The organism is Kitasatospora sp. cg17-2 (genome assembly GCF_054031055.1).
Genome location: NZ_CM132923.1, coordinates 3,881,193 through 3,900,171 on the forward strand (window position 1 = coordinate 3,881,193; position 18,979 = coordinate 3,900,171).

General features: G+C 73.9%; 16 protein-coding genes. 3 read left to right on the forward strand and 13 right to left on the reverse strand.

All coding sequences use genetic code 11. The features are described from left to right. Positions 1–90 precede the first annotated feature (90 nt). Complete coding sequence (locus tag ACW14Y_RS16035) at positions 91–1,608, reverse strand: MFS transporter (protein WP_456987292.1); 1,518 nt, start codon at positions 1,606–1,608, stop codon at positions 91–93. Positions 1,609–1,766: 158 nt separating this feature from the next. On the opposite strand from ACW14Y_RS16035, the gene ACW14Y_RS16040 reads away from it, so the two are divergent. Then, positions 1,767–2,498: a TetR/AcrR family transcriptional regulator gene (locus ACW14Y_RS16040; RefSeq protein ID WP_380300079.1), complete on the forward strand. Its 732-nt coding sequence runs from the start codon at positions 1,767–1,769 to the stop codon at positions 2,496–2,498. 179 nt (positions 2,499–2,677) lie between these two features. On the opposite strand, the gene ACW14Y_RS16045 is transcribed toward ACW14Y_RS16040, so the two are convergent. The 9 genes from ACW14Y_RS16045 to ACW14Y_RS16085 form a co-directional block, all read right to left on the reverse strand. Further along, entirely contained in the window at positions 2,678–3,517 is an 840-nt protein-coding gene (locus ACW14Y_RS16045) for a DUF4097 family beta strand repeat-containing protein (protein ID WP_456987294.1), read from the reverse strand. A gap of 85 nt (positions 3,518–3,602) precedes the next feature. Beyond that, the gene (locus ACW14Y_RS16050) at positions 3,603–4,169 is read right to left on the reverse strand and encodes a hypothetical protein (RefSeq protein ID WP_380443684.1); all 567 of its coding nucleotides are present in this window, start codon (positions 4,167–4,169) and stop codon (positions 3,603–3,605) included. A gap of 211 nt (positions 4,170–4,380) precedes the next feature. Next, positions 4,381–5,379 carry an adenosine deaminase family protein gene (locus ACW14Y_RS16055; RefSeq protein WP_456988181.1) on the reverse strand — a complete coding sequence of 333 codons (999 nt, stop codon included), beginning with the start codon at positions 5,377–5,379 and terminating at the stop codon, positions 4,381–4,383. A 456-nt stretch (positions 5,380–5,835) separates the two neighbouring features. Then, a complete protein-coding gene (locus ACW14Y_RS16060) occupies positions 5,836–7,131 on the reverse strand; it encodes a DUF445 domain-containing protein (RefSeq protein WP_456987297.1) in 1,296 nt (431 codons plus the stop codon). 113 nt (positions 7,132–7,244) lie between these two features. Beyond that, positions 7,245–8,561, reverse strand: coding sequence for a nucleotide sugar dehydrogenase (locus tag ACW14Y_RS16065; protein ID WP_380443686.1), 1,317 nt, complete (start codon positions 8,559–8,561; stop codon positions 7,245–7,247). A gap of 104 nt (positions 8,562–8,665) precedes the next feature. Next, positions 8,666–9,988, reverse strand: coding sequence for a glycosyltransferase family 2 protein (locus ACW14Y_RS16070; RefSeq protein WP_456987299.1), 1,323 nt, complete (start codon positions 9,986–9,988; stop codon positions 8,666–8,668). A gap of 252 nt (positions 9,989–10,240) precedes the next feature. Further along, positions 10,241–11,200 (reverse strand): ABC transporter ATP-binding protein, encoded by a 960-nt coding sequence (locus tag ACW14Y_RS16075; protein WP_456987301.1) that lies wholly within the window; start codon positions 11,198–11,200, stop codon positions 10,241–10,243. 30 nt (positions 11,201–11,230) lie between these two features. Next, a complete protein-coding gene (locus tag ACW14Y_RS16080) occupies positions 11,231–12,103 on the reverse strand; it encodes an ABC transporter permease (RefSeq protein WP_380300093.1) in 873 nt (290 codons plus the stop codon). Beyond that, positions 12,096–12,896 carry an ABC transporter permease gene (locus tag ACW14Y_RS16085; protein WP_380300105.1) on the reverse strand — a complete coding sequence of 267 codons (801 nt, stop codon included), beginning with the start codon at positions 12,894–12,896 and terminating at the stop codon, positions 12,096–12,098. The genes ACW14Y_RS16080 and ACW14Y_RS16085 overlap by 8 nt, the downstream gene beginning before the upstream one ends. Before the next feature lie 387 nt (positions 12,897–13,283). Between ACW14Y_RS16085 and ACW14Y_RS16090 the strand changes: the two genes are divergently transcribed. Further along, positions 13,284–15,767: a transglycosylase domain-containing protein gene (locus ACW14Y_RS16090; RefSeq protein WP_456987304.1), complete on the forward strand. Its 2,484-nt coding sequence runs from the start codon at positions 13,284–13,286 to the stop codon at positions 15,765–15,767. A gap of 67 nt (positions 15,768–15,834) precedes the next feature. On the opposite strand, the gene ACW14Y_RS16095 is transcribed toward ACW14Y_RS16090, so the two are convergent. After that, positions 15,835–17,040, reverse strand: a complete 1,206-nt coding sequence (locus tag ACW14Y_RS16095) for a winged helix DNA-binding domain-containing protein (RefSeq protein WP_456987306.1) — start codon at positions 17,038–17,040, stop codon at positions 15,835–15,837. A 155-nt stretch (positions 17,041–17,195) separates the two neighbouring features. Between ACW14Y_RS16095 and ACW14Y_RS16100 the strand changes: the two genes are divergently transcribed. Next, the gene (locus tag ACW14Y_RS16100) at positions 17,196–17,513 is read left to right on the forward strand and encodes a hypothetical protein (RefSeq protein ID WP_456987308.1); all 318 of its coding nucleotides are present in this window, start codon (positions 17,196–17,198) and stop codon (positions 17,511–17,513) included. A 52-nt stretch (positions 17,514–17,565) separates the two neighbouring features. Here the strand turns inward: ACW14Y_RS16100 and ACW14Y_RS16105 are convergent, their stop codons facing one another. Next, complete coding sequence (locus ACW14Y_RS16105) at positions 17,566–18,447, reverse strand: MBL fold metallo-hydrolase (RefSeq protein ID WP_456987310.1); 882 nt, start codon at positions 18,445–18,447, stop codon at positions 17,566–17,568. 154 nt (positions 18,448–18,601) lie between these two features. Beyond that, positions 18,602–18,904, reverse strand: coding sequence for a GroES family chaperonin (locus ACW14Y_RS16110; protein ID WP_380302747.1), 303 nt, complete (start codon positions 18,902–18,904; stop codon positions 18,602–18,604). Between the last annotated feature and the right edge of the window lie 75 nt (positions 18,905–18,979).

Below are 18,979 nucleotides of genomic sequence, written 5' to 3' on the forward strand. Positions count from 1 at the left end.
CGAGCACTCGCAGGTGCGCCGAGCTACGCCCAGGTACGCCGAAGGCCGGCCCCCGTGACGGGGTGCCGGCCTTTCGCGTGCGCGTGCCGGTCAGACCGCCAGCTCGGCCGCCACGTCCTCCTTGGCCGCCCCGGGAGCCTCGGCGGCAGCGCCCGGCTTCCGGTTCCGCAGCACCAGCGCCGCCACCAGGGCCGCCGCCAGGACACCCGCCGCGCTCACCATGAGCGTGGTCGACATCGCCGAGGTGAACGCCTCCCGGGCGGCGTGCACCGCGGTGGGGTCGCCCTTGGCCTCGGCCAGCGCACCGACGATCGACTGCTTGGCCTGCTCGGAGGAGCCGGCCGGCATCTTGTCCGCGTAGCCGCTGGCCAGCAGGGAACCGAGGATCGCGATGCCCAGCGCGGTGCCGGCCTGCTGGATGGTGTCGTTGAGCGCGGAGCCGACGCCCGCCTTCTCGGCCGGGATCTCGCTCATCAGCGCGCCGACCGCGGCCGGCATCGCGAGGCCGGCCCCCAGGCCGAGCAGGCCCAGCGCCACCGCCGGGACGGTGAAGCCGGTGTCCGCGTCGACCGTGCTGAGCAGGACGAACGAGCCGGCCATCAGGGCCATGCCGACCAGGACCAGCGGCCGGTGGCCGGTCTTCGCGCTCAGCCCGGCGCCGGCGCCGTTGCCGATCAGCGCGGCGACCGCCATCGGCACGAAGGCCGTGCCCGCCTTGACCGGCGAGTAGTCCAGCACGAACTGCAGGTATTGGGTGAGGACCAGCAGCAGGCCGCCGTTGCCGATCTGCACCAGGGTCAGCGAGAGCGAACCGCCGCTGAAGTTGCGCTTCTTGAAGAGCGCCAGCGGCACCATCGGCTCCGCGACCCTGTTCTCCCAGAACACGAAGCCGCCGAGGGCACCGACCGCGACCAGCAGGGAGACCAGCGAGGCGCCGCCGAACGCGCCGTGCTTCGGGATCTCGATGATCCACCAGATCAGCGCCGTCATGCCGACCGCCGAGAGGACCGCGCCCAGCGGGTCCGGCTTCTGCCAGGGGCCCTTGGACTCGGGCATCAGGAGCAGCGCGGCCGTGATCGCCACGACCACCACCGGCACGTTGATGAAGAAGATCGAGTGCCAGGAGAAGTGGTCGATCAGCACGCCGCCCAGCACCGGGCTGCCGACCAGGCCGAGCATCGAGACCGAGCCCCAGGCCGCCATGGCCTTGCCCCGCTCGTCCTCGTCGAAGACGGTGATGAGGATCGACAGCGTCGAGGGCATGATCAGCGCGCCGCCCACGCCCATCGCCACCCGGCTCGCGATGACCTCACCGGGGTTGGTGCAGAGCGTCGCCGCCAGCGAGGCCGCACCGAAGAGCACCAGGCCGGCGATCATCACCTTCCGTCGGCCGAACCGGTCGCCGAGGCTTCCCGAGGTCAGCAGCAGGCCGGCGAAGACCAGGATGTAGGAGTCGAGGATCCACTGCGTGTCCTGCGCGGTGGCCTTGAGGTCCTCGGTCATCGACGGCACCGCCACGGTGAGCGCCATGCTGTCGACCACCAGGACGAGCGTGCTGAGGCACAGCACGAGCAGGATCCACCAGCGCCGTGGGTTACGGCCTTCCATGTCTTTTCCCCTCCGAAGTACGCCCGATGCGTACGATGTACCGTCGATGCGAACACTGTACGCACGCCGGAACAGTGTGCGCAACCCTGCCTCCTGTACGCTTGATGCGAACGGTGTACGCAGGGATTTCCGTTACCGATTCCAAGGAGGACCAGCCGGTGGCCGCCAAGGCGACGAACCCGATCCCGTCCGTGTGGGCCCGGCAGCAGCGGGAGCCCGAACAGCCCGCGCTCAACCGGGACACGATCGTCCGCGAGGCGATCGCGATGCTCGACGCCGACGGCGTCGAGGCGCTGTCCATGCGCAAGCTCGGCGCCCGGCTCAACGCCGGCGCGACCTCGCTCTACCGGCACGTCGCCACCAAGGACGAGCTGATCGAGCTCGCGGTGGACGAGGTGTTCGGCGAGATCCCCGTCCCGGACCCGGATGCCGCCGACTGGCGCTCCAATGTCGCCCTGACCTGCGAATCCTTCCGGGCCACGACGCTGCGCCACCGCTGGCTGGGCTCGGTCATCGGCCAGGCCGGCCTGGTCTACCTGGGCCCCAACCTGTTGACGGTGTCGGAGCGGATGGCCGCGCTCTTCTCGGCCGCCGGCTTCCCCGAGCCCTCGCGGGCCATCGACACCCTGCTCTCCTACGTCCTCGGGATGAGCACCACCGAGGCGGCCTTCCTCACCACGGTGGCCAGGAGCGGCGACACCGAGGGCGAGTTCATCGCCCGGTTGATGCCCTCCACCGCGGAGGCGGTGGCCGGGCACGACTTCCTCGCCGACGCCTTCGCCGCCACCGCGGCCGACGCCGTGGCGAATCCCGAGGCCCTGCGCGACCAGAAGTTCAACTACGGCCTGGAGGTCATCCTCGACGGCCTGGCACTGCGCCTGCCGCGCTGACCCCGGTCGGCCGGTCCCCGCCCTAACGACCCGTCCGCCGTACCGACCCGTCCGCCGTACCGACCCGTACGCCGCGCCGACCGGCCCCGGGCCTCCCGCACCTCCCGCTCCCCGGAGCCCGCGGCCGCCCCCCGTCCGGGCGGCCGCGGGCGGTCTCAAGGACGGCACCGCGGTGCCGCTCAGGCGCGCCGGATCACGATGTCACCGACCTGGGTGCGGGCCGTGATCCGGACGGTCTCCCCGGTCGCCCCGGCGGGCGCGTCCGAGGCGTCCAGGGCGTTCCGGACCGAGCCGACCTCGGTGTGCACGTCGAGCCAGGCGGCGGTGCCCTCGGCGATGCCGACCTCTACGGTGCCGATGGCGGTCTCCAGCGCGGCGCGGCCCCGGACGAGCTCGCCGATCCGCAGGCTGCCGTTGGCGGACCGGAGGTCGGCCCCGGCCAGCGCGGTGCCGACGGTGACGGCGCCGTTGGCCGCCTCGGCCCGCAGCTCGCCGCCGACCTCCCCGACGACGGTCTCGCCGTTGAGGTTCTTGATCTTCAGCGCACCCCCGACGGTGCCGATGTCTATCCGGCCCGAGGACGCCACCTCGGCGTCCCCGTCGGCCCGCCCCAGTCGGACCTCCCCGAGCTCGTTCCTCAGGTCGACGGCCGCCGCCTCGTCGATCCGGATCCGGCCGACCGACGTCCTGATCCGGCAGTCGCCGAACACGCCCTCCAGATCGAAGTCGCCCATCGGCGCGTCGGCGTCCACCGAGGACCCGACCGGGACCTCGACGGTGATGTCCACCGATCCCGTCTTCCCGAAGATCCCGCGCTTCTTCGGGACCTTGACGACCAGCGTGCCGTCGGCGCACGAGACCGTGGCCTGCTCGGCGAGCCGGACGTCCAGCGCGGCGCCGGGGTCGGTCGGGCGGACCTCGACCAGGGTGTCGGTGCGCTTGGCGGCCGCGATCCGGACCGAGCCGATGTCGAAGCGCAGGGTGGCGCGGATCGGGCCCGGGGTGTCGAAAGAAGGCATGGCTGTTCCGTCCTAGTGGCTCTGTGCTGCGTTTCCGCAGGTGAAAGGGGTGACTGACGGATGTTCGAGGGAGCGGGGCCGAGTGTTAGCGGACCCAGCCCGTGAAGCCCTGACCGACCCCGCGGCCGGTCCTCGGCCCGGGCCTGGCGGGCGCGGCCGGCTCCAGCGCGGCGGCGACGGCCCGGACCAGCCAGGCGTTGACGGAGAGGCCCTCCTGTCCGGCGGCCTCCTCGACCCGGGCCTTGAGGTGACCAGGGAGCCGGAAGTTGATCCGGGCGGTGGTGCCGTCCTCGCCCTCCCCGGCCGCACCGGGCGGCGCCACCGGTGGCACCATCGACGGCGCCACCGGCCCGGGCCCGACCGGCCCCGTCTCGTGGAACGGCCCCGGCCCGTGGAACGAGTCGCCGCTCGACGGCACGGTGACCACGAACTCCGGATCCAGCCCGCGCAGCCGGACGTCCACCGATCCGGGGGCCAGCTCCCTGGTCACCTCCCCCATCGCGGCGGAGAGCGCGTTCAGCAGCGTGAGCCGGGCGGCCGACTCCAGCGGCAGGGTCAGGCGCTCGGCCAGAGCGCGTGCTTCGTCCCCGCCCGCACCCGCGGCCACCGCGAGCTCGTGCCGGAGATTGTCGACGTACGGCGTGAGGTCCATGTCCAGAAGAATGGCACACGCATGGCGCCATGTCGAGCGATTTGGCGCCACTTCTTGGCACCACTCGAACGAGTGAATGGCGCCACCTCTGGCGGGCGGCCCCGCCCGGAAACGCCGAAGGCCCCGCCGGCGACCGCCGACGGGGCCCCGGAGCCGCGGCAAGCCGCAGCTCGGGCTCAGCCCGGACTCGAACTCGGACTCAGGCCCTGACTCAGACCTGGCGCCACCGGGCCAGGTGGGCGTCGATCTCCCCGGCCAGCCGGGCCTTGCCGGTGGCATCCAGGAAGGACGCCTCGACCGCGTTCTTCGCCAGCCCGGCCACCCCGGCCTCGTCCAGGCCGAGCAGCCGCGCCGCCACCGCGTACTCGGTGTTGAGGTCGGTGCCGAACATCGGCGGGTCGTCGCTGTTAACGGTCACCAGCAGCCCGGCGTCGACCATCCGCTTGATCGGGTGGTCCTCGATCCGCTCCACCGCCCGGGTGGCGATGTTGGAGGTCGGGCAGACCTCCAGCGGGATCCGGTGCTCGCCCAGGTGGTCGACCAGCGCCCGGTCCTTCACCGCCTGGGTGCCGTGGCCGATCCGCTCGGCGCCGAGCACCCGCAGCGCGTCCCAGACCGTCTCCGGCCCGGTGGTCTCCCCGGCGTGCGGGACGCTGCGCAGGCCGGCCGCCCGCGCCCGGTCGAAGTAGGGCTTGAACTGCGGGCGCGGGACGCCGATCTCCGGGCCGCCGAGGCCGAAGCTGACCAGGCCCTCGGGCGCCAGGTCGACGGCGAGCCTGGCGGTCTCCTCCGCGGCCGCGAGGCCGGCCTCGCCGGGGATGTCGAAGCACCAGCGGAGCACCACCCCGAGCTCCTTCTCGGCGCGGTGGCGGGCGTCCTCGATGGCCTCCATGAAGGCGACGTCGGGAATGCCGCGGCTGACCGAGGAGTACGGGGTGACGGTCAGCTCGGCGTAGCGGATGTTCTGCCGGGCCATGTCCTCGGCGACGCCGTAGGTGAGGGCGCGGACGTCCTCGGCGTCCCGGACCAGGTCCACGACGCTCAGGTAGACCTCGATGAAGTGCGCGAAGTCGGTGAAGGTGAAGTACTCGGCGAGGGCCGCCGGATCGAGGGGCACCCTGGTCCGGCCCTCGTGCCGGGCGGCGAGTTCGGCGACCACCCGGGGCGAGGCCGATCCGACGTGGTGGACGTGCAGTTCCGCCTTCGGCATCGCGGCGATGAACGCCTCGATGGAGCGGTCCGCGACGTCCGCGGGGTTGCTGCTGGGGGTTCCGATCCGACTTCCGTCCGGCTGGACCACGGTGGTGCCCTTTCTTCCTCTGCCTCGACGAGCCGCCGCGCCGCGCGTACTTCTACGCGCGTACGAGGTGGTGCTGGCAAGGATAGAGGCGGGTGGTGCGGTGGGAGCGGCGGGCACACCCCCGTGCCGCCCGCTGTCCCCACCGCACCGCCCGCCACCGCGTCGTCCATCTGCGGGCGGATCCGCGCCCCGGTCGATCACCGTGCCGCGGAACCTGCTGGGACCACTGTGGCGCACGCCGCCGGGGCCGCCGAACCGTTTTCCGCCGTCCCACCGCGTCTCCGGGCACCGCCAGGAGTGTTTTCGCAGGTCAGAGCCCATCCGGGGGCGGTGTCTCAAGCTTCGGTTGGAGACACCGCCGCTGTCTCAGCCGCCGAACGCGACCGCCACCGAGTGGATCAGCAGCCCGGCCAGCGCGCCGACCACCGTGCCGTTGATCCGGATGAACTGGAGGTCCCGGCCGACATTGGCCTCGATCTTGCGCGAGGCGTCGTCGGCGTCCCAGCCCGCCACCGTCTCGGAGATCAGCGAGGTGATCTCGGTGCGGTAGGTGCCGACCAGGTACTGGGCGGCGTCCTGCAGCCAGCCGTCCGCCTTGGCCTGGAGCTTGGGGTCGGTGGCCAGGCGCGCACCAAAGGTTCGCACGCCCTCGCGGATGCGCCGGCGCAGCTCGCTGTCCTCGTCCTCGGCGGCGTTCAGCACCAGCGAGCGGACGGCCGCCCAGGTGGAGGCGATCAGCTCCTGCACCTCGGGCCTGACGAGCAGCTCGCCCTTGGCCCGCTCGACCCGGGCGATGGTCTCCGGGTCGGTCTGCAGCTCGGTCGCGAAGTCGGCGAGGAAGTTGTCGATCGCGCCGCGCGCCGGGTGCTCCTGGTCGTCCCTGATGTCGGTGACGAACCGCATCAGCTCCTTGTAGACCCGTTCGCCGACCTGGTGGTCGAGGAACTTCGGGGTCCAGCCGGGGGTCTTCTGGGTGACCCGCTGGACCACCTCGGCGTGGTTCTCGGCCAGCCAGTCGTGCGCCCGGACGGCGATCAGGTCGACCACCCCGTGGTGGCCGCCGTCCGCGACCACCTTGCCGAGCATCCGGCCGGCCGGCTCGGCGACCGAGGTGGCCGCGGCCCGCCGGGTCACCGCCTCGGCGACGACCGCCTGCACGTCGTCGTCGCGGAGCACCGCCAGCACACCGCGCAGCGCCGCCGAGGCCTCCTTGGTGACCCGTTCGGCGCTGCCGGGCGCGGCCAGCCACTCGCCGAGCCGGCGGGCGATGCCGAGCGCAGCGAGCCGCTCGCGCACCACCTGGCCGGAGAGGAAGTTCTCCCCGACGAAGTCGCCCAGCGACCGGCCGAAGGAGTCCTTCTTGGTCGGGATGATCGCGGTGTGCGGGATGGGCAGCCCGAAGGGGCGCCGGAACAGCGCGGTCACCGCGAACCAGTCGGCCAGCGCACCGACCATGCCGGCCTCGGCGGCGGCCGCCAGATAGCCGGCCCAGGCGCCGGCGCCGGCCGACTTCGCCCAGGTGGCCAGGGCGAAGACCAGGGTCGCGAAGGCCAGCAGGCCGGTCGCGATGGTCTTCATCCGGCGGACGCCGCGTCTCTTCTCCTCGTCGGCCGCGGTGAACCGCATCCCGGGGCCGGTTCCGCTCAAGGCTTCGTCGCTCACCCCGCCAGTCTGCCCGTTGCCCGGCGCGAACGGACGGCGCGTCCGGTGGCCGCGCGCCGGTCGGCCATCGCGCCCGCCCCGCGCGGGTCGGTGGGGCGGGCGGGCACCCGGCCTCAGGCGCCCCCGAGCACGATCCGGCGCACCCCCGCCACGCCCGCCCAGCGGTCGGCCTCGGTGCACCGTCGGCCGTCCAGCAGCACCCTGACGCCCGGCAGGTCGGCCGGGGCCAGCTCGCGGTACTCCGGGTGGTCCGCCTGCAGCACCGCCGCCGCCACCGGCTCGCCCCCGTGCGCGGGCAGGCCCAGCGCCGTCAGTTCCCCCGCCGGGTACAGCGGGTCGGCCACGTACGGCCGGGCGCCCGCCGCCCGCAGCGCCTCCACCAGCGGGAACACCCCCGAGTAGGCGGTCTCCTTGACCCCGCCCCGGTACGCGGCGCCGAGCACCAGCACGCCCTGTCCGGCGATCCCGCCCTCCAGCGCGCCGTCCAGCACCCCGACCGCGTAGCCCGGCATCTCCAGGTTGGCCGCCCGGGCCGCCCGGACCACCGTCGCCGAGGGGTCGTTCCACAGGTAGAGCCGCGGGTAGACCGGGATGCAGTGTCCGCCGACCGCGATGCCCGGCCGGTGCAGATGGCTGAACGGCTGCGAGTTGCAGGCGTCGGCGACGGCGGCGAAGTCCACCCCGATCCGGTCCGCGTACCGGGCGAACTGGTTGGCCAGCGCGATGTTGACGTCCCGGTAGGTGGTCTCGGCCAGCTTGGCGAACTCCGCCGCCTCGGCGGACTCCAGCTCCCACACGCCGTTCGGCCGACCCTGCGCCGCCAGCTCGGGGCGCGGGTCGAAGTCCAGCACCGCCCGGTAGAACTCGGCGCCGCGCCGGGTGGCAGCCGGATCGGTCCCGCCGACCAGCTTGGGGTAGCGGCGCAGATCGGCGAAGACCCGGCCGGTGCGGACCCGCTCCGGGCTGAAGACCAGCGCGAAGTCCCGGCCCGGGGTCAGCCCGGAGCCGGCCGCCAGCCGCGGCGCCCACCGGCCCCGGGTGACGCCCACCGGCAGGGTGGTCTCGTAGCTGACCAGCGTGCCCCGGCGCAGCCCGGCCGCGACCGCGTCGGTGGCGGCGTCGAGCAGGGTGAAGTCGGGCGTGCCGTCGGCGGCGGTGACCAGCGGGACGACCAGGACGACCGCCTCGGCCCCGGCGACGGCGGCCGAGGTGTCGGTGGTGGCGCGCAGTCGGCCCTCGGCGACCACCCGCTTGAGCGCCTCGTCCAGTCCGGCCTCGCGGGGGAACGGCGGCCGGCCCTGGTTCACCGCCTCGACCACCGGCGGGGCGACGTCGGCGCCGGTCACCCGGTGGCCCTTGGCGGCGAACTGGACGGCGAGCGGCAGACCGAGCTTGCCCAGACCCACCACGCAGATGTCGAGCGGACCCATCGCCGTCCCCCGTTCCGGCCGGCCCGTCGCCGTCCCCTGTTCCGGCCGACCCATCGCCGTTCCCCGTTCCGACGGACCCATCGCCGCCCCCTGTTCCGGCCCGCTCATCGCCGTCCCCCGTTCCGGCCGTCGGCGGTCACCGCGTCGGCGAGCCGGCGCCAGGCCGGGTAGCTCCGCAGCCGGCGGCGTACCTGGGCGGGCACCGCGCCGCGCCAGAGCTGCTGCACCAGCGTGGGCGGCGGCGGCCCGGTCTCCCTGCCCGCGTCCGGGTCCACCGGTTCGCGGTGCCCGGCCGACTCCTCCCCGGGCGCCCGCGCCTCCACCCGCTCCTCCCCGAGCAGGAACAGCTCGTCCGCCAATCCCACCGCGCCGTCCCGGAACACCGGGTAGGCCGCGTACCGCCGCCGGACCCCGTCCGCCCCGGTCTCCGACACCTCCGGCGGTGCGCCGTGCTCCGCCTCGTACGCGATCAGCTCGCGCAGTTCCCGGTACCGCCCGGTGGCGGCCAGCTCCAGCCGGATCCGGTCGGGCACCGCGAGCCGGTGGTACACCTCGCGGGCGCCGAACTGCCGGACGAGCTCGCCGACCCCGTCGCAGACCTGGTCCCGCAGCCCGGCGTCGAGGGCGAGCAGGCCCTCCTGGAGCAGTTGCTGCACCTCCCAGCCGAAGTGCCGGGCCCTGATGGCGTCCAGCTGCCCGCCGGGAGCGGCCAGTTCGGCGGCCACCCACTGCACGGCCGCGACGCCGCGGACCCGGTCCAGCGCGCCGGCCCGCTGGGTGACGTTGCCCCGGTCCTCGCGCAGCACCAGGAAGTAGTGGTCGTAGTCGGCGAGGACGGAGATCCGGCGGGCCCGCAGGCAGGCGGCGAGGGTGAAGGGCTGGTCGGAGTAGACCTTCAGCTCCTCCTTGCGCGCCAGGTTGTGCCGCCTGATCAGGTCCAGCCGGAACAGCTTGGTGTCGGCGAGCGCCCAGGCCAGCGCGGAGTCCTCGAAGCCGACCGAGGCGGCGGTGGCGTCGAAGATGCCCTGCGGGACCAGCCGGCCGTTCACCCCGATCTGCTTGGGGATCAGGACGTCCGACCCCCACTCGTCGGCGGAGGCGACCATCCGTTCCAGTGCCTCGTCACCGAGCCAGTCGTCGGCGCCGAGGAAGAGCACGTAGCGGCCGCGGGCGAGTGCCAGCCCCCGGTTCGTCGGCGCGGCCGGGCCCCCGGAGTTGGCCTGGTGGACGACCTGGAACAGCCCGGGGTGCCGGGCCGCGTAGCCGTCGAGCAGTTCGCCGCAGCCGTCCGTGGAGCCGTCGTCGACCGCGACCACCTCCATGCGCGCGTGCCCGATGGTCTGCCGGACCAGGGAGTCCAGACAGGCGGTCAGGTACGGCATGGTGTTGTAGACCGCGATCACCACGGTCACGTCGGGTACGGTCATCGGGCGCTGCCCTCCGGTGCGCGGGTCGCCGAGCGGTCGCCGCCCGGCGACGCGCCGTCCGCGGAACGGGGCGGGCGGCGCGTCGCCGGGCGATGCAAGGTCAACTCGGCGGCACGCCGTGGGGTCACGTCCACCACCCGCACGAGCGAGGCGGGCCGAACGCCCGGCCGATCACCGAACGCCCCGGCCCCCGGAGTGACGGCCCCGACCGCCCGGCGGACGCCCGCCCCGGGCGGCGACGGCCCCGGCCGCTCAGCCGATCGCGACCTCGGCGTACATCCGGGCGATCACGTCCTCGATCGCCGGCTCCCGCACCGACAGGTCGACCAGCAGGTAGCGGGCGGCGACGGCCGCCACCACCGGGGCCGCGCTCTCCTGCGCCGGGAAGGCCAGCCACTGGCGCGGGCCCTCCACCCGGACCACCCGGGCGCCGGGCACCTCGATCGGCGGGTGGCTCCCGGCCAGGTCGACGACCAGGGTCCGCTCGCTGTCGCCGGCCGCGTGCAGGGCCTCCAACCCGCCGTCGTGGACCACCCGGCCGTGGTCGATCACCATCACCCGGTCGCACAGCTGCTCGATGTCGGTGAGATCGTGGGTGGTGAGCAGCACCGTGGTGCCGAGGTCGCGGTTCACCTCGCGCAGGAAGTCCCGCACCTTGGCCTTGCTGACCACGTCCAGGCCGATGGTCGGCTCGTCCAGGTACAGCACCCGCGGGTCGTGCAGCAGCGCGGCGGCGAGGTCGCCGCGCATCCGCTGGCCGAGCGAGAGCTGGCGGACGGGTGTGTCGAGCAGCGCGCCGAGGTCGAGCAGTTCGACGCAGCGGTCCAGGTTGGCGCGATATCGGTGGTCGGGGATCCGGTAGAGCCGACGGGCGAGTTCGTAGGAGTCGCGCAGCGGGAGGTCCCACCAGAGCGTGGTGCGCTGTCCGAAGACGACGCCGATCCGGCGGGCCAGCGCGACGCGTTCGCGGGCCGGGTCGACCCCGGCGACGCGCAGCCGTCCGGCGCTGGGGACGAGGATGCCGGTCAGCATCTTGATGGTGGTGGACTTGCCGGCGCCGTTGGGGCCGATGTAGCCGACGCACTCGCCGGCCTCGACGGTGAAGGTCAGCCCGTCGACGGCGCGCACCTCGCGCTTCTCGCGCCGCAGCCGGCCGGCCTTGGCGCGGACGGTGAAGGTGCGGCGGACGTCGTCGAGTTCGATCAGTGCCATGGTGCTTCCTCAGGTGTCGGGGGGAGGGGGTCAGCCGCCGGCGCCGCGGTAGGCGCGCAGCCCGGCGCGCCAGGCCAGGCCGGCGACGGCCAGGGCGAGCACGGCCGCGAGCGGCGAGGCGTACTGGAAGGCGGTGGGCAGGCCCAGCGGGTCGGGCCGGTCGAGGATCCGCAGCGCCGGCAGCCAGTTGACGAAGGCCAGCGGGACGCCGAAGACGGTGCCGGCGACGAGTTCCTTGGCGAAGACGGTCGGCGGGTACTGCAGCACGGTGGCGCCGCCGTAGGTGAAGGAGTTCTGGAGCTCCTTGGCCTCGCCCCACCAGAACTGGAGGCTGGCGAAGCCGATGAAGACCGCGGCGAAGATCAGCGTGCCGCAGACCACCAGGACCGGCAGCAGCAGTACCCGGTCCCAGGTCCAGTGGACGTCCAGCGCCGTCAGCGACCAGACCAGCACGGCCACCGCCTGGGCGGGCCGGCCGAGCCGGCGCAGCGAGAACCGCTCGGCGCACAGCTGGGCGAGCGCGGGCGCGGGCCGGACCAGCATGATGTCCAGCGTGCCGGTGCGGATCCGCTCTCCCAGGGCGTCGATGGAGCCGACGAAGAGGTTCGCCAGGCCGAGGGCCAGCGCCGAGGTGCCGTAGAGGAAGCCGAGTTCGGGCAGGGTCCAGCCGCCGAGCGTGTCGGTGTGGCGGAACATCAGGATCACCACGACGAAGTCGAGGAAGGTCACCACGACGTTGGCGCAGAGCATCATCACGAACGACGCCCGGTAGGACATGATCGCCCTGGTCCACATGGCGGCGGCGAGCCACCAGGAGCGCACCGCCCACGCCGCCCGGGCGGCCGGGGACTCGCGGGTGACGGCGGGCAGCGGCGCCCGGGTCACGACGGCCTGGTCAGCCACCCTGGACCACCACCTTGCGGGTCGCCAGCAGCTGGACCAGCCGGCCGGCCGCGAGCAGGACGACGGCCCAGCCGAGCTGGAAGCCGAGCGCGCCGAGCAGGCCGGGACCGGTGACCCGCTCCAGGAAGACGTCGGTGGGCACCTTCACCAGGGCCGCCCAGGGCAGCAGCGGGGCGAGGTCGCCGAGCAGGCCGGGGAAGAGCGCGAGCGGCAGCAGCATCCCGGAGAAGAACATCGACACCACCAGGGTCACCGAGCGCACGCCCTCGGAGTCCTGCAGCCAGAAGCCGGTGAGCGAGACCAGGAAGCGCACCCCGAAGCTGACCACCACCGCGAGCAGGGTGGCGAGCAGGAAGTACACCCAGGTCAGCGGGTGTTCCGGCAGCCGGATCCGGAACACCAGGGAGCCGACGAGCATCGGCGGCACGCCCCGGGCGAGCAGGTGGAAGGCGGCCCGGCCGAGGTCGGTGGCCAGCCACCAGCCCTGGAAGTCCACCGGACGGTAGAGGTCGACGGCGATGTCACCGCTGCGGAAGCGCTCCTGGACGTCGTCCTGGAAGCCGCCGCCCATGACCGCGACGGTGACCAGCAGGCCCTGGCTGACCCAGATGTAGGTGACCGCGGTGACCTCGTCGTAGCCGCCGAGTCCGGGGCGGGCGTGCCAGAGGGCGAGGAAGGTGGAGGCGAGGATGAAGCCGAAGACGGTGTTGGTGAAGGCCCCGGCGAGGCTGGCGGCCCGGTAGGTGGAGAAGCGCCGGAACGCGCCCCGGACGACGGCCGCGTAGAGGCGCAGGGCCGGGTAGAGGTCCGCCGCCACGCCCCCGGGGGTGCCGCCCGGGGCGTCGGCCGGACGCGGCGGGCGCGGGGGCGCGGGAGGGTCGCCGACGGGATCAGGAGGATGGAGCCCAGCATTCTGCATATTGTCTCCTTGTCGACAAAGAGCGGCGCAGGGAGACCCCTGGCCGCGAGAGCGCAGGCCGGACCGGCCCCGGCCACCGCACCCGGGGGGTCCCGGGCCCGACGGGCGGAGCTGCGACGGGCCGGAGCCCGAAGTGGCCGCGCTATGTCGTTAGCACCTTTCACCGTAGCGCCGGACAACCCGGCGCGCACCCGGTTTTCCCCCGGCCGCCCGGCCCCGCCCCGCCACCTGATCGACGGTCAAATAGCACATAATCTCGGCATGACCTTGAGCACCGGCCGCCGTGCCAGACGGGCCGCCCGCCGCGAGGCGCGCCGCGCCCTGCCGCTCCGGCGGCGGCTGCTGCCCACCTGGCGGATGTGCCTCGGCGCCGTCCTCGGCCTCCTGCTGACCGCCGTCGGCGCCTTCGCCGTGCTCTACGTCATCGTCCCGCTGCCCGACCCCAACGCCCAGGCCGTCGCCCAGAGCAACGTCTACCTCTACGCCGACGGCGTCACCGAGATCGCCCGCACCGGGGCCGTCAACCGCACCGATGTCGACATCGAACGGATCCCCGTCAGCACCCGGCAGGCCGTCGTCTCCGCCGAGGACCGCACCTTCTACCAGAACCGCGGCATCGACCTGAAGGGCATGGTCCGGGCCGGCTGGAACACCCTGACCGGCCAGGGCATGCAGGGCGGCTCCACCATCACCCAGCAGTACGTCAAGAACTACTACCTCACCCAGAGCCGGACCATCGAACGCAAGGGCCGCGAACTCCTGATCGCCCTCAAGGTCGACCAGCAGCGCGACAAGAACGAGATCCTCGCCGGCTACCTCAACACCAGCTACTTCGGCCGGGGCGCCTACGGCATCCAGAGCGCCGCCCGCGCCTACTACGGCGTCGACGTCTCCGAACTCACCCTCCCGCAGAGCGCCTACCTCGCCGCCCTGCTCCAGGCCCCCAGCGCCTACGACGTGAAGACCGCCACCCCCGCCAACCGCGAACGCGCCCTCGCCCGCTGGCAGTACACCCTCGACGGCATGGTCCAGCTCGGCTTCATCAGCGCCACCGAACGCGCCGACACCGCCTTCCCCGACCCGATCGACCCCCAGCCCGCCACCGGCCTGGCCGGCCAGGCCGGCTACCTGGTCGGCGTCGCCGACGACTACCTCGTCACCAACCGCATCCTCGACTCCGCCACCCTCAGGGCCGGCGGCTGGCGCATCACCACCACCTTCGACCAGGACAAGCAGGACGCCTTCGCGCGCGCCGTCCACGAGGAACTCACCAGCGAACTCGACCCCTCCGCCCGGCCCGCCACCGACACCGACGTCCGGGTCGCCGGCGCCTCCGTCGAACCCGCCACCGGCCGCGTCGTCGCCGTCTACGGCGGCCCCGACTACGCCAAACAGCCCTACAACGACGCACTGCGCCAGGACAACCAGATCGGCTCCACCTTCAAACCGATCGACCTCGCCGCCGGGATCAGCTCCCACCGGGGCAGCAGCTCCGACGGCCTCCCGATCAGCACCGAGACCCACTACGACGGCACCAGCGAACGCCCCGTCACCGACGCCCCCACCCCGTACGCGCCGCCCAACGAGGACGACATCGACTACGGCTCCATCACCCTGCGCCAGGCCATGGTCAAGTCCGTCAACTCGGTCTACGCGCAGGAGGGCGTGGACGCCGGCCTCGCCCACGTCCGGGAGACCGCCGTCCGGCTCGGCATCCCCGCCGACGTGCCCGGCCTGGACCCGGCCAACACCTCGATGACCCTCGGCACGGCCACCCCCAGCGCCCTCGACCTGGCCGGCGTCTACGCCGCCCTGGCCAACCACGGCGAGGCGCACCGGCCCTGGTCGGTCGCCAAACTGGAGCGGGTCAACCCCGGCCCGGGACAGCTCGACGTACCGGACCTGCCCGAGCAGCCCGGCACCACCGCCCTCGACCGGGGCACCGCCGACGCCGTCACCGACGTCCTGCGCGACGTCATCGGCCCGCACGGCACCGGAGCCGCCGCCCTCGACCTCGGGCGCCCGGCCGCCGGCAAGACCGGCACCACCGACGCCAACCTCTCCGCCTGGTTCGCCGGCTACACCCCCGAGCTCGCCACCACCGTCGGACTCTTCCGGGAGAACCCGAAGACCCACGCCAAGGAACCGCTGGCCGGCACCGCCGGCTACGCCCGGATCAACGGCGGCGCCTTCCCCACCCGGATCTGGACCAGCTACATGGGCGACGTCCTGGACGGCACCGCCGTCCGGTCCTTCGACCTCCAGCCCACCGAGGCCACCAAGTGGCCCGTCATCGGCGGCCCGAGCACCACCCCGAGCACCACCGCGCCGGCCTCGGCCTCCCCGTCCGCCGCCCTCGCCCCGTCACCCCCCGCGGGCGGAACCGGCAGCACGAACGGCGCGGGCGGCGCGCCGATCCCCGCCGCCCCGGCCCCGACCGCCCCCCGCCGGCCCACCGCGAGCACCGGCCCCGGCACCACCCCGCCGGACCCGGTCATCACCGTCGTCACCCCCGAACCGCCCACCCCGGTGCCGCCCACCCGGCCCGAACCCACCCAGTCGCAGCCCTCCCCCACCGCCCGGCCCACCAGCACCCGACCCACCACCGAACCGGGCACCACCTCCCCCACCAGGACCCCGGAACCGACCCGCACCCCCGCGCCACCGCCCACCGGCGCCACCAAGCCCCCGAGCACCAGCAGGCCCCCGGCCACCGCCGACCCGGCCACCCCGCCGCCCGCCTGAGCCGCCTCCGGTCCGTCCCGCCCCGGCCTGCCCCGGTCTGTCCTGACCTGCCCTGCCCGCGGGCGGCTCAGGCCACCAGCTCACGCTCCAACGGCGTCCGGAACCTCGGCGTCACCCGCACCTCCCCCAGCCAGCCCACCAACCGCTCCGCCTCCGCCCCGACGGCCGCCACCGCCTCCGCCCCCACGTCCTCGAACAGCCGCCACACCACCTCGCCGTCCGCCCGCTGCGCCCAACCACCGACCACCCGACCGCACCACCACACCGTCGGCCCGGCGTTCCCCGCCCGGTCGAACAGGGCCGGCACATCCTCCGGCCGCAGATACCAGTCCCGCCCCCGCCAGCCCATCACCGCGGGATCCAGCCCCGGCAGCAGCGCCGCCCACGGCTCCGGCTCCGCCACCGGCGCCTCGTCCCCCGGCAGCACCAGCCCGGCCGCCGCGCCGCCCCCCGCACCCCCGGCCGCGCCGCCCGTCAGCGCCACCTCCATCGCGCCCACGTCGGCCAGCGCCCGACGCACGTCCCCCAGCGTCCAGCCCGTCCACCACTTCACGTCCTCGACCGTCCCCGGCCCGTACCGCGCCAGCCAGCGCCGCACCACCTCCGCCTTCGCCTCCCGCGCCGGCAGCTCCGGCCACTGCTCCACCGGCGCCCACGGATAGCTGCTGCTCAACCACGACCCGCGCGGCCGCGACCGCCGCACATGCCCGTCCGAGGCCAGCAGCCGCAACAGCCGGCTCCCCACGCTCTGCTTCGCCTCGTACGGCTTGCCCGCCGCCATCAGCATGGTCTCCCGCAGCGCCGGCACCTCCGCGCCCAGCTCGGCCGTGGTCGCCTCCCCGCGCGCCGCGAGCGCCGCCAGCACCGCCCGCTCGGTCTCCGCCAACCGCGCCTCGCTCCACCCCTCGGCGAACTCGCCCAGGTGCTTCAGCAGCGTCGCCCGCTCCTTCACCGCGATCGGCCGGGCCGCCGCCGCGCTCACGAACGGCGCGAACTCCTCCGTCACCGCGAACAGCGTCCGCCGCATCGACAGCAGCTTCACCAGCGAGACGTCCTCGTACAGCGCCCGCTCCACCTCCCCCGCCGACGGCTCCCGCAGCCGCGCGCACGCCGACAGGTACACCGTCGCCGGATCGGAGGCGTGCAGCCCGACCACCGCGTCCGCGGTCTCCTCCACCCGCGCCACCCGCGCCGCCGGTGCCAGCAACTGCCGCAGGCCCAACCGCGCCCGCCGCTGCCCGTCACCGACCCGAACCGCCCCAGTGCTCACCATGCGCGGATCCTACGATCCGTCACCGACAAGTGCCGGAAAGGACTTTCGACTGGCGTGGACACGTCTTGACCGGACCCGGAGCGCCCGGGACACACTGGGAGCGCCCTGAGCGTCCGCCGTCGCCCCGGCCTCGAGGCCACCACCGAGGAGTCCTCATGAACCGTTCCTCCGCGCTGCGACTGCGCGCCGCCGCGGCCCTCGCCGTCCCCGCCCTCCTGCTCGGCGGGGCCGGCACGGCCCTGGCCGCCCCGGCCGTCACCCGGACCGCTGCCTGGACCGAGACCGCGGTCTTCGTCGGCACCGCCTACGGGCACACACCGAACTCGGCGATCGTCGCCGCCGGCGAGGTGGCCTACACCAAGGCCGTCTCGGCGTTCTGGCTGCGCAGCCAGTGCAACATCGGCCTCACCAATGCGACCCCGGACGGGATCGGCTGGTACCTGGGCCAGGCCCGTCTGTACTGCAGCCGCTGACCGGCCGCCGTCCCGCCGGGGCACGCCGGTGCGCCCGGCGGGACCGCCCTGGTCAGTCGTCGGGCGAGAGGATGAACAGCGGGAACACCCGGCGCTCCGGCACCTCGCCGATCTCCTCCATCGCCGCCCGGATCTCCCGCAGGTGGTCGACCGTCAACTGCAGCGGCACCTCGTACGGCTGGTAGGTGTACCGGATCGGGTAGTCCACCCCCGGCTTCACACTCATCTCGATGTGGCAGCCCAGCACATGGCCGACCGACCGCCCCTCGCAGAACTCCACCAGCCGCCCGATCGAACGCCCGAACGCCGCCCAGTCCTGGATGTAGAGCCGCCCGGGATAGACCGTGTCACCGGTGAGCAGGAACCCGCTCCACGGGTCGAAGAACGTCACCGCCGCCTCGTGGTGCCCCGGCGTCGCCAGGCACTCCAGCACCCGGCCCCCGAGGTCGACCCGCGCCACCGCGTCCGGGTCCGCGTCGAAGCCGAGGAACGCCCACACGGTCGCCCGGTCCGCCCGCACCAGCCGGGTGTCCGGCCGCCCCTCGAACTGCCCGTCCCCCGCGACATGGTCCCCGTGCCCGTGGGTGTGCAGCACCAACAGCTCGTACCCGTCCCGCGGATTGCGCTCCAGCCACTCGTCGAGGAGCCCGTCGACGGTCTCCCGCAGCGGGAAGAACTCGGCCGACGCGGTGGCCCCGGTGTCGATCAGCACCGCCCGCTCATTGCCGAACAGCAGGAACAGGAACGGCGCCTCGTAGTTCACCGCCATGTTCTGCCGCAGGATCACGGTGTGCTCGTCGTACCGGTGGACCTGGATGTCCGGATCGGTGTTGTGCTTCGCCGACTCCGAGCCGTGGATCCACCGCACCCCGTCCAGCCCGCGCACCTCCGCGGCGGTCCCGCCGAAGTCGACCGAAGAGCCGTTCCCGCCCATAGCCGTCCCCCTTGCTCCGTGTACGCCGTGACGTGCGACCCGTCCCCTCGGCGACGCTACCACCGCGCCGACCGGCCCCCGGGCCCGCCGCGGAACGACGGCGGGCCGCCGCGCCCACGGCACGGCGGCCCGCCGGGAGCCCGCGTTCAGCGGCTCACAGGTACAGCCCGGTCGACCCCTCGGTGTCACCGAAGCGCATCGCGGCCACGGCGTGCAGATCGCGCTCGCGCAGCAGCACATAGGTGGCGCCGCGGACCTCGACCTCCAGCTTGTCCTCGGGGTCGTAGAGCACCCGGTCGCCGGGCTCCACCGAGCGCACGCTCTGGCCGACGGCGACCGCCTCGGCCCAGGCGCAGCGCTTGGAGATCTCGGCCGTGGCCGGGATGAGGATGCCGCCGGTGGAACGGCGCTCGCCCTCTCCGCCCTCGGTCCGCACCAGCACGCGGTCGTGCAGCATCTTGATCGGCAGCTTCTCGCCCAACCGGTCGTGGCGCCGCTCGTCGGCCTCGACGGAGGGGGACTGCTGGGTGGG

Bases quoted from the DNA above. Each gene is read 5' to 3' on its own strand.
- ACW14Y_RS16035 (WP_456987292.1), bottom strand. From the start codon at position 1,608: ATGGAAGGCCGTAACCCACGGCGCTGGTGGATCCTGCTCGTGCTGTGC.
- ACW14Y_RS16045 (WP_456987294.1), bottom strand. From the start codon at position 3,517: ATGCCTTCTTTCGACACCCCGGGCCCGATCCGCGCCACCCTGCGCTTC.
- ACW14Y_RS16050 (WP_380443684.1), bottom strand. From the start codon at position 4,169: ATGGACCTCACGCCGTACGTCGACAATCTCCGGCACGAGCTCGCGGTG.
- ACW14Y_RS16055 (WP_456988181.1), bottom strand. From the start codon at position 5,379: ATGCCGAAGGCGGAACTGCACGTCCACCACGTCGGATCGGCCTCGCCC.
- ACW14Y_RS16065 (WP_380443686.1), bottom strand. From the start codon at position 8,561: ATGGGTCCGCTCGACATCTGCGTGGTGGGTCTGGGCAAGCTCGGTCTG.
- ACW14Y_RS16070 (WP_456987299.1), bottom strand. From the start codon at position 9,988: ATGACCGTACCCGACGTGACCGTGGTGATCGCGGTCTACAACACCATG.
- ACW14Y_RS16075 (WP_456987301.1), bottom strand. From the start codon at position 11,200: ATGGCACTGATCGAACTCGACGACGTCCGCCGCACCTTCACCGTCCGC.
- ACW14Y_RS16090 (WP_456987304.1), top strand. From the start codon at position 13,284: ATGACCTTGAGCACCGGCCGCCGTGCCAGACGGGCCGCCCGCCGCGAG.
- ACW14Y_RS16095 (WP_456987306.1), bottom strand. From the start codon at position 17,040: ATGGTGAGCACTGGGGCGGTTCGGGTCGGTGACGGGCAGCGGCGGGCG.
- ACW14Y_RS16100 (WP_456987308.1), top strand. From the start codon at position 17,196: ATGAACCGTTCCTCCGCGCTGCGACTGCGCGCCGCCGCGGCCCTCGCC.
- ACW14Y_RS16105 (WP_456987310.1), bottom strand. From the start codon at position 18,447: ATGGGCGGGAACGGCTCTTCGGTCGACTTCGGCGGGACCGCCGCGGAG.
- ACW14Y_RS16110 (WP_380302747.1), bottom strand. From the start codon at position 18,904: ATGCTGCACGACCGCGTGCTGGTGCGGACCGAGGGCGGAGAGGGCGAG.